The organism is Phenylobacterium sp. (assembly GCF_035276905.1).
GTDB lineage: Bacteria > Pseudomonadota > Alphaproteobacteria > Caulobacterales > Caulobacteraceae > Phenylobacterium.
In genome coordinates, this window is sequence record NZ_DATELG010000305.1 from 1 (window position 1) to 9,204 (window position 9,204).

12 protein-coding genes are annotated in these 9,204 nt (G+C 68.0%); 7 read left to right on the forward strand and 5 right to left on the reverse strand.

What is annotated here, in order from left to right; genetic code table 11:
• Positions 1-574: Crp/Fnr family transcriptional regulator (locus VJS38_RS14295; protein ID WP_324088822.1), on the forward strand; the 574-nt coding region annotated here is incomplete at its 5' end.
• A gap of 24 nt (positions 575-598) precedes the next feature.
• Here VJS38_RS14295 and VJS38_RS14300 read toward each other — a convergent pair.
• Entirely contained in the window at positions 599-1,072 is a 474-nt protein-coding gene (locus tag VJS38_RS14300; protein ID WP_324088823.1) for a cupin domain-containing protein, read from the reverse strand.
• 302 nt (positions 1,073-1,374) lie between these two features.
• Positions 1,375-1,665: a DUF1330 domain-containing protein gene (locus VJS38_RS14305; protein WP_324088824.1), complete on the reverse strand. Its 291-nt coding sequence runs from the start codon at positions 1,663-1,665 to the stop codon at positions 1,375-1,377.
• A gap of 514 nt (positions 1,666-2,179) precedes the next feature.
• Here VJS38_RS14305 and VJS38_RS14310 point away from each other — a divergent pair.
• From VJS38_RS14310 to VJS38_RS14320, 3 genes are all read left to right on the forward strand, one after another.
• The gene (locus VJS38_RS14310) at positions 2,180-2,608 is read left to right on the forward strand and encodes a hypothetical protein (protein WP_324088825.1); all 429 of its coding nucleotides are present in this window, start codon (positions 2,180-2,182) and stop codon (positions 2,606-2,608) included.
• A gap of 102 nt (positions 2,609-2,710) precedes the next feature.
• Complete coding sequence (locus VJS38_RS14315; protein ID WP_324088826.1) at positions 2,711-3,523, forward strand: hypothetical protein; 813 nt, start codon at positions 2,711-2,713, stop codon at positions 3,521-3,523.
• Positions 3,520-4,308 (forward strand): metallophosphoesterase family protein, encoded by a 789-nt coding sequence (locus tag VJS38_RS14320; protein WP_324088827.1) that lies wholly within the window; start codon positions 3,520-3,522, stop codon positions 4,306-4,308. Before VJS38_RS14315 ends, VJS38_RS14320 begins: the two co-directional genes overlap by 4 nt.
• On the opposite strand, the gene VJS38_RS14325 is transcribed toward VJS38_RS14320, so the two are convergent.
• From VJS38_RS14325 to VJS38_RS14335, 3 genes are all read right to left on the reverse strand, one after another.
• Positions 4,253-4,534 (reverse strand): hypothetical protein, encoded by a 282-nt coding sequence (locus VJS38_RS14325; RefSeq protein ID WP_324088828.1) that lies wholly within the window; start codon positions 4,532-4,534, stop codon positions 4,253-4,255. The genes VJS38_RS14320 and VJS38_RS14325 overlap by 56 nt on opposite strands.
• Positions 4,535-4,642: 108 nt before the next feature.
• Positions 4,643-6,805 carry a peptidyl-dipeptidase Dcp gene (gene dcp / locus VJS38_RS14330; RefSeq protein WP_324088829.1) on the reverse strand — a complete coding sequence of 721 codons (2,163 nt, stop codon included), beginning with the start codon at positions 6,803-6,805 and terminating at the stop codon, positions 4,643-4,645.
• A gap of 87 nt (positions 6,806-6,892) precedes the next feature.
• Positions 6,893-7,093, reverse strand: coding sequence for a hypothetical protein (locus VJS38_RS14335; RefSeq protein ID WP_324088830.1), 201 nt, complete (start codon positions 7,091-7,093; stop codon positions 6,893-6,895).
• A 260-nt stretch (positions 7,094-7,353) separates the two neighbouring features.
• On the opposite strand from VJS38_RS14335, the gene VJS38_RS14340 reads away from it, so the two are divergent.
• The 3 genes from VJS38_RS14340 to VJS38_RS14350 all read left to right on the forward strand — a co-directional run.
• Positions 7,354-7,923 carry a polysaccharide biosynthesis/export family protein gene (locus VJS38_RS14340; RefSeq protein ID WP_324088831.1) on the forward strand — a complete coding sequence of 190 codons (570 nt, stop codon included), beginning with the start codon at positions 7,354-7,356 and terminating at the stop codon, positions 7,921-7,923.
• Positions 7,924-8,068: 145 nt separating this feature from the next.
• Positions 8,069-8,371, forward strand: coding sequence for a hypothetical protein (locus VJS38_RS14345; protein WP_324088832.1), 303 nt, complete (start codon positions 8,069-8,071; stop codon positions 8,369-8,371).
• Between the two features lie 397 nt (positions 8,372-8,768).
• A partial coding sequence (locus VJS38_RS14350) for a glycoside hydrolase family 16 protein (protein ID WP_324088833.1) occupies positions 8,769-9,204 on the forward strand: 436 nt, incomplete at its 3' end.

Genomic DNA, 9,204 nt, shown 5'->3' on the forward strand with positions numbered 1-9,204 from the left:
CGCAGCGGTCGTCAACTCCACCGCCCCAACGCCGCGGCTGAAATGGATCCTTTCCGGCTGGTGCTGCGAGATGCGCGTGCTGCCGGACGGCCGGCGGCAGATCTTCTCCTTCGCAGTGCCGGGCGATCCGGTGCTTTCGCGGCCGAACAACACATCCAACCCCTGTTCCGTCGTGGCGCTGACCAGCGTCGAGTGCATCGACGTCGCCCAGACCCTGGCGCGGGCCAAGGAAGTCGACCGCGTCGAGATCTCGCGGGCGATGAACCAAGCGCTCAACCTCGCCCAGGAGCGCCGCTACGAGGACATCATCCGGCTCGGCCGTCGCTCGGCGCTGCAACGTCTGGCGGACCTGCTGCTCGAACTGCACGATCGCCTGGCCGAGATCGGAATGGTCGACGAGCGGGGCTTCTACCTGCCGCTGACCCAGGAGCACCTGGCCGACGCGCTCGGCCTCAGCGTCGTGCACGTCAACCGCAGCCTGAAGACCTTGCGGCTGGATGGCCTCGCCACCTTCCGCTTCGGGCGGGTGAGCCATATCGACCGGGTTCGGCTCGCCGAGCTCTGCCGCTCATAGAGCGGGGCCGCCGATCGCGACCTCTCAGTCCGTCGCCTGACCCGAGGCGGCGTGGGTGACCTTGAGGTAGACGCATCCCGTGGTCGCGGCGCTGATCAGGCGGGCTTTGGGAGTTTCCTCAAGCGACAGGTAGTCGCCGGCGCGATACGAGACGCCGTCGGCTTCGAGCCCGCCTTCGAGCACCAGGACCTCGACCGCGGAGGAGGGCTCCTTCTGCGGCAGGCCCACGCCGGGCGCGGCGCGGACGCAGTAGACCGCCTCTCCCAGGCCGCTCACCCCCGTCACGACGGCGATCTCCAGGCCGGGCGCCAGAATCTCCCTCTCGCCGCAGGCGACGGGGGCGGACTCCACGCCGACGGATCCCATGGCGTGCACCCGGCTCGAGCAACTCGCGCAGAGCTTCACGTGCCGCGCGATCAAGAGGCTCGCGCCAGGCGAGCAATCCCCGACGAGGAAGTTCGCGAGCGCCTGGCCGCTGGGGTGGTGGGTCGGCGCCATCAGCAATCCGCGGAGGGGAATACATCTACGATAGATGCAACCATTGCGTGTGCCATCTTGCGTTCGACGGTGACGGTGCGCCGGCAGGCTTTGCGCAGAACAGGAGGAAATTGCAACGCTTCTCCCGTGGCTCGCGCATATTATCTTGTGATATACAACCCCTAAGTGTGAAAAATGGTTGCGCTGTCGTTGGGGTCGCGCAAGTTGAGATTGTCGCGATCATCTTGCGCAACACATAGCTGCACCTGCGGCGGCTTACAGCCGCCGGGGTGCGAATACGACCCTGAACGGGTGTTTGCGCTTCAGACGCCTTCGACGATGACCGTGCGGTATTTGGCGGCCGCACGCCGATGCTGGCAAGCGTCCTGGTAGGCGTCGCTGTAGTACCAGGCCTTGGCGTCCTCCACCGTCGGGAATTCCAGCATGACGACCCCGTTCGGCGGATCGCCTTCCAGCGCGGTGAGCGCGCCGTTGATGGCCAACGCCTTCATCTTCGGATCGCGCGGGATGTTCGCCCCCTTGCGTGCGTATTCCGCCATCTGCTCCGGGGTGTGGACCGGCTCTTCGCGAATGACGATGACGTAGGCGACCATGGGTGCTTCCTCGCATTTGGGCTTTTCTTGCCCGACAGGTTGTCCGCTACGAACCGCAAAGTCCATGCCTGCAACGACAAGGCGGGCTGATCGGCGATCAGTTCGGCCGGCCTGGGCCCCGCCCGTCCTTGGCCGCACCTTGCAATGGTCAAGATCCTGACCCGACCTCGCCGCGCTTGGCGGTCACGGTGCGCCGGTCGGCGGGCCCGTTTCCTGGCGTGCTCCCTTGATGAGCCCCAAGCCCAAGCGTCGGGAAGCGGGTCGGCCGGCGCCTTGCGCACGCATGGCTCTGGGCGGGTCCGGCGAGTTGTTCTAGTGTCCCGATTCCGAAGTTCGCATGCGCCTGTGGCGGGCTCAGACGAACTTCGGAAGCGATAGGGACACTAGACAAGTATTTGTTTTCTAGTGTGCTTTTCGGATCTGAAGTTCGCGCCGGCGCCCGACCCAGATGCAAGCGAACTTCAGATCCAGCACACTAGTGGTCCCTGATATGGAACCCACTTGGAGGCGGATGATGCGCCCACTTTCCCTGGTCCTCGGCGCCGGCCTCGCGTTCGCGCCGCTCGCCGCGTTCGCCGCCGCGCCGGCCGCAGGCCACCCGGCCGGCGTCGCCGCCGACGCCCGCTGCCTGATGACGATGGCGGCGCTGACCTCCGCCCCGGATCAGACCCGCGCCCGCACCGCCCAGGTCGGGGTCATCTTCTTCGCCGGCCGCATCAAGGCCCAGGATCCGAGCTATGACTTCGGCGCGCGGCTGAAGGAGGTGGCGACGAGCATGACCCGCGAGACCGTCGCCGCCGAGGCCCAGCGCTGCGGCCCGATGCTGGTGGGCACGCTGAAAGAGCTCGACGCCGCGCAGAAGTCCTTCCCGGCGCCCAAGCCGGCGGCCCCGGCGGGGACGGCGCCCGCCGCGCCCGCGGCCAAGCCGCCGCCTAAGCCTTAAGGAGCCGGGCGATTTAGACCTCTGGCGAGGGACCCAAAGCGCCGCCGTGGTCGTTAAGGCTAGAATCCCCGCATCGCCGCTGGAGACGAGAGAACCGCCGCCATGCCGACGACCTGCGAGACTCCTGGCCGGTCAGCGCCCCCGCCCGGCGCGGTCTTGCCGGTCGCCCGCGCGGTCGCCGAGGATCTGGAAGCGATCTTTCCGCACGAGCCGAGGCCCGATGCATCGCAGACGCTGCGCCTGCGGGACCGGCGCCGGCGGGGCGGCCCGGCGGCGGAACGGCGAGGCTCGATAAGCTCGGCCGGAACCTTGGGCGCGCTCGCGGCGGCCACGCTTGCCGGGCTGTCGGCCGGCGCCTTCCTCGGCTCCGACCACGCGCCGCATGCCCGCGCGACGCAGGCGCAGGTCGTCCTGACGTCGAATTCGGCGTTGCCGAGCCCGGGGCCCTTGCCGGCCGGACCGTTGCACGCGCCGCCGCCGCGGATCCTGGTCGCCGCGCCGGAGCCGGCCGCGGCGCCGTCCCCGGCCAGGCTTCACAAGGCTTCCGCCCAGCGTCTGGCCGCCCAGCGTCTGGCCGCGCAGCGTCGCCGCGCGACGCCGACGCACCGGGCAAGCTGCCATTACCCCTACTGCCGCGCGCCCACGGTGATGGAGGCCGACGCCCGGCTGCGACGCGCCTACGACGCCGCCCGTCAGGCCGGGGTGTCGAGCACGGTGCTCACCGACTACCATGACCGGTGGGAGAGCCTGCGGCGCCGCGCCCCGCGCGAGCCTCGGCTCGTCGCGGCGCGCTATGACGAGATGGCCGGCGACCTGAACCGCATGGCCGCGCGGCACGCCACCGACGACCGGACGCGGACCCACCACGGCGCCTGGTACAGCCTGCGCACGCAGATCGCGGCGCTCTGGCGATGAGCCAGGCCGCCGTCATCACCGTCGAGCGGCCGGCGCCGCCCCGCGCCCTGAGCACCGACGGCGAGGTGATCTATGCGGTGGGCGACATCCATGGGCGCTACGACCTCCTGAAAAAGGCGCTGGCGCAGATCGCCGTCGATTGCGGGGACGAGGGCTTGGGCGAAGGCGGCCGGCGTTTGCCGATGCTGATCCTCCTGGGGGACTACATCGACCGGGGTCCGGACTCGGCCAAGGTGCTGCAGGCGCTCGTCTGGCTGAAGCGCCGCGGCGAGTTCGCGCTCCGCCTGCTCAAGGGAAACCACGAGCAGGCGCTGCTGGCCTTCCTGGAAGATCCGGAGGCGCATGAGGACTGGCTGGGCTATGGCGGCGCCGAGACGCTCGCCTCTTACGGCGTGACGCCGCCGGCGCGGGGCGCCGGCGCACCCGCCCTGGGCCGCGCGCGCGACGCGCTGCTGGACCAGATGCCGGCCTCGCACCTGCAGCTGCTGGAGGAGCTCGAGCCGATGGTGCTGGTTGGCGACTACGCCTTCGTCCACGCCGGCGTGCGCCCGGACCGGCCGCTGGCCTACCAGGCCGAGAACGATCTCTTGTGGATCCGCCGCGGCTTCATCGACGCCTCCGGCCCGTTCGAGCGGGTCATCGTGCACGGCCACACCTGGCTGAGCGAACAGCCGCAGGTGACCGAGCACAGGATCGGGCTCGACACCGGCGCCTATGCGACCGGGGTGCTCACCGTCGCCCGGCTGGACCAGGAGGGGATGCGGCTGGTCCAGGTGCGCGGTTGAAGTTGGTCCGCGCGCCGTCGTTGTCGAAATAGCCGCTCCAGTCCGGCTCGCCGCGCAGCCGCCGCCAGACGCGGATCATCCGCGGCCGGGTCAGGATGAAGGCGCCGTAGGCCGCCGTTAGCGCCAGGCTGGCGAGCAGGTTGCCTATCAGCACCTGGCTCCCGACCAGCAGCGCCAGCATGCTCGCGCCGCAGAAACTTATCGCCCGAGCGTCTCGAGCTCTCATTCACGCCTCACGTGAAGTCGTCCCGGCAGCGCAAACGGCCGAACGAGCATGAAGCTCCCGGAAAATTGGCGGCGCACGGGCGAAAGGCGCCCTTTGCTCTGCTTCAGGCTAATCGTGGCCGCCGGCCAGGCCGCGATGCTCGAGCATCGGCCCGATGTCCGGATCCTTGCCGTAGAAGGCGCGGAACATCTCGCCGTAGTCGAGGGTGTGGCCGCGCGACAGGATCATGTCGCGGAAGCGCTGGCCGTTCGCCCGGGTCATCCCGCCATGGTCGACGAACCACTGGTAGGAGTCGTCCGCCAGCATCTGGGTCCAGAGGTAGGCGTAGTAGCCGGCGGCGTAGCCGTTGCTCCAGATGTGCAGGAAATAGCTCGACCGGTAGCGAGGCGGCACGTTGGGGAAATCCGCGCCGGCCGCCTTCAGCGCCTGGACCTCGAAGGCGTCGACGTCCTCTTTGGGCGCCGAGCCGGGCAAGGTGTGCCATTGCATGTCGAGCTCGGCCGCAGCGATCAGCTCGCCCATCTCGTAGCCCTTGTTGAACTTCGACGCCGCCTTGATCTTGTCGACCAGGCTTTGGGGGATCGGCTGGCCGGTCTTGTAGTGGACCGCGTAGTGTTTCAGCACCTTGGGTTCGAGCGCCCAGTTCTCGTTGATCTGGCTGGGGTATTCGACGAAATCGCGGGCGGTGTTGGTTCCCGAGAGCGTCGGGTAGGTCTGATCGGCGAAGAGGCCGTGCAGGGCGTGGCCGAACTCGTGGAACATGGTGGTCACGTCGTCGAACGGGATCAGCGCGGGCTGGCCGGGCGCGGGCTTGGTGAAGTTGGCGACGTTGTAGACGACGGGCTTGGTCCCGAGCAGCTTCGACTGGCCCACATAGTTGCTCATCCAGGCGCCGCCCGACTTGTTGTCGCGCTTGAAGTAGTCGAAGTAGATCAGGCCCAGCAGCGAGCCGTCCTCGTTGTGCACCTCGAAGGCGCGCACGTCCGGATCGTAGACCGGCAGGTCCTTCCGCTCCTTGAAGGTCAGGCCGTAGAGCTGGTTCGCGGCGTAGAACACCCCGTCCTGCAGCACCCGGTCGAGCTGGAAGTAGGGTTTCACCTCGGCCTCGTCGAGGTCGTAGCGCGCCTTGCGCACGCGCTCGGAGTAGCGCTCCCAGTCCCAGGGCTCGAGCTTGAAGGTCTCGCCGCCGGCCTGGACCATTTTCTGGTTCTCGGCGGCTTCGGCGATCGAGCGGGCGCGGGCGGCGGGCGACAGCTGGCGCATGAAGGCCTCCGCCGCCTGCGGCGTCTTGGCCATCTGGTCCTCGAGGACGTAGGCCGCGTAGTTGGGGAAACCGAGCAGCTTCGCCTTCTCGGCGCGCAGCCGAGCGAGCTGAGCGATCGCGTCGCGGGTGTCGTTGGCGTCGCCCTGCTCAGCGCGGGTCCAGCTCCTCTTGAAGAGTTCCTCGCGCAGGCTGCGGTCAGCGAGATCCTGCAGCAACGGCTGCTGGGTGGTGTTCTGCAGCGGCAGGACCCACTTGCCCTTCAGGCCGCGGGCCTGGGCGGCGCTGGCCGCCGCGGCGACCTGCTCGTCGGTCAGGCCGGCGAGCTTGGCCTGGTCGTCGACGACGAGCGCGCCCGCCTTGGCCGCCGCCAGCAGCCGGTGCTGGAAGGTGGTCTCGAGCGTCGAGAGCTGCTCGTTGAGCGCCTTGAGCTTCGCCTGGTCGGCCGCAGAGAGCTTGGCGCCGGAGTGGACGAACTCCTGGTAGGTGACTTTCAGGAGCTGCCGCTGCTCGGGATCGAGGCCCAGGCTGTCCTGCCGCGCGTAGAGGCTCTGCACGCGGGCGAAGAGCTTCGGATTGAGGAAGATCCAGTCGTGATGCGCCGCGAGCTTCGGCGACATGCGCGATTCCACCGCCTGCAGGGCGTCGCTGGTGTTGGCGCTGGTGAGCGCGCTGAACACCTGGTTGGCGCGCTCGAGCTGCTGGCCCGACCGTTCCATGGCGGCCAGGGTGTTGTCGAAGCTCGGCGGCGCCGGATCATCGGCGATTTTGGCGATTTCGGCCTTCTGCTGAGCCATGCCGGCCTCCAGGGCGGGCTCGAAGTCGGCCTCCTTGATCCGGTCGAACTGCGGCGCGTGCAGGAAGAGGGGGCTGGGCTGGGCGAAGACGGCGCCGGCGGTCGGGCTGGAGGCTGTGGTCATGGCGGGCTTCGTCTTCGCTGCGGCGTCGGCTGGGCCGGCGATCAGTGCGCAGGCCGCGACGCCAAGCAGAAGCGAACGGATGGAATGCATCAACGACTCCCTGGCCCAGCCGCAGCATGGCGAGTCTCACATTTGACGTGACGCTCGCTGCGCCGCAACTGACCGCCAGGGCCGCCTTCAGCCGCAGATCACCCATTCGGCCACGTAGGCCTGCGCCTTGCGAGCGAGGACCGGCGGACCGGAGAAATAGAACTCGCTGCCGAACCATGACCGTTGCTCGCGCCAGGCGAGCGGCCCCGTGTCCTCGGTGCGGAGGATCTTGCGCAGCTCGTCGCGCTTGGATTTCGGGACGAAGACGACGTAGGTGGCGTCAGACATCGGCTTGCTCAGGATCGATTGACCTTAAGAAGCGGCGAGTCGCCCCTTCCACGAGGTTAACGATCGCCTGAGTCGGGCGCCGGGGCGACCAGGCTTGGCGCATGCCCTGAGCGGGGCTTGGGGCGGGGCGGGCGCGGCGCGAACGCCCGTAAACGTGCATCGGGCGCGCGGGTCGCGTCTTGCGCTCGAGGAGCGTCCAGCGTCGTTCCGTGGCGGCGATAGGCTGGCGCCACGAGGGTTTTTTGCGGAGTATCCGTGTAATGCGAGCATTCGGGCGGCTGGCCGTCGTGGCGGTCATCGGCTTGGGGATCGTCGCGGGCGCGCCGGCTGGTCCGGCGAGGGGCGAGGAGGAGGAGGCCGTCCGGGTCCTTCCGCAATACCGCCTGGGCGCCGACGACAAGATCCGGGTGATCACGTTCGGCGAGGAGGCGCTGAGCGGCGAGTTCCTGATCAACGGCGCCGGCAAGGTCGCGCTGCCGCTGGTCGGCGAGGTCGCGGCCGCCGGCCTGACCGTGACGGAGTTCCGGCAGAAGGTCGAAGCGGCGCTGAAGGACGGCTACCTCAAGGATCCGCGCGTCAGCGTCGAGGTGTTGACCTACCGGCCGTTCTACATCCTGGGCGAGGTGCAGAAGCCCGGGGAATATCCCTACAGCAACGGCCTGACCGTGCTGAACGCCGTGGCCACGGCCAATGGCTTCACCTATCGTGCCAACACCCGGAAGGTGTTCATCAAGCGGGCCGACAGCTCGACCGAGGAAAAGTTCCCGCTGAACAGCCAGACGCCGGTGGCGCCAGGCGACACGATCCGCATCACGGAGCGCTACTTCTAGCGTGATCGGCACAGGTTCAGGTCCCCAGAACACCCGATCTTCCCCGCGAAGGCGGGGACCCAGGTTTTTTGGTCTGCACAGCGGACGCGAAGGGGGCGGCGCACGACCCCGGCGACGGCGAAGGCCAGATCCGGCACAGTGGGGCGTGACCCGGCCTCAAGGCTCAGCCGCGACGGTCTTCGTCGTGACCGCGGTCGCGGTGGCGGGCCCCGAGCACGCCCAGCCGGACGGCCGCCGCTACGACATCCTCGTCTTCGCCCGCGCCGGCGACGAGGACGAGGCTTGCGCGGTCGCTCTCCACGGCCTCGCCCAACTGGGCTGGACGGACTCTGTGGCCTTCCGCGCCGGCGAAATCACCGACCCCGACGCCATCCCGGCGGACCTGCGCGGCGCCTTCGAAAGAGCGCTTGCGCACGGCTGCGCGCTGCTCGTTTACGACGAGCCGTAAGCTCGTCTGACCGCAGGGTTGTGAAGCTTCGCAAAATTGCAGGACGTCCGCGACAGTGAAGGTGTGGCGCGGTGACGCAGGCTGGGCTGTGCGGATTTGTCCAGAACCGCGTCCGTTTCGCCACATTCTCGCCGGGCGCTACGCCAAAGCTTGCGTCTGTTGCGGGAGGGAAATGCGCTCAGAAATCCGCCTAGCGGGGCAATGGCCGAAATGGGGCGAATGGCCAAGGTATTTCTGGAATAATCCCTGTGTAATTCGGCGGTGTGCAGGCAGCTGCGACACACTGTCAGGTCAATAATCGGGAGAGTCTGGGTAGGGTCCGCTCAACGTGACGGACGAGGTCACGCAGCTAGCGGTGAGTGTATTTGCCGCCTTAATACCAAAGGAACCCTCCCCAATGACTGCTCAACTCACCTTTGACGATGAGTTCAACAGCCTGAGCCTGTGGAATGGCTCCTCTGGCACTTGGGATACGACTTTCGGCTACGACGACAATAACAAGGGCAGCACGCTCACTGGCAACAGCGAGCAAGAGATGTACATCAACGCCAATTACGCGGCCACGAGCGCGGTGAAGCCGTGGACGGTGAACAACGGCGTGCTGACCCTGCAGGCGGCCAAGGCGAGCCCGGAGATCTCCTCGCAGATCAACGGCTACCAGTACACCTCGGGCATGATCAACACGAACCACACCTTCGCCCAGGAGTACGGCTACTTCGAGATGAAGGCCCAGCTGCCGGCGGGCCAGGGCCTGTGGCCGGCCTTCTGGCTGATGCCCACCGACGGCTCGTGGCCGCCGGAGCTGGACATCATGGAGGTGCTCGGCAACGACC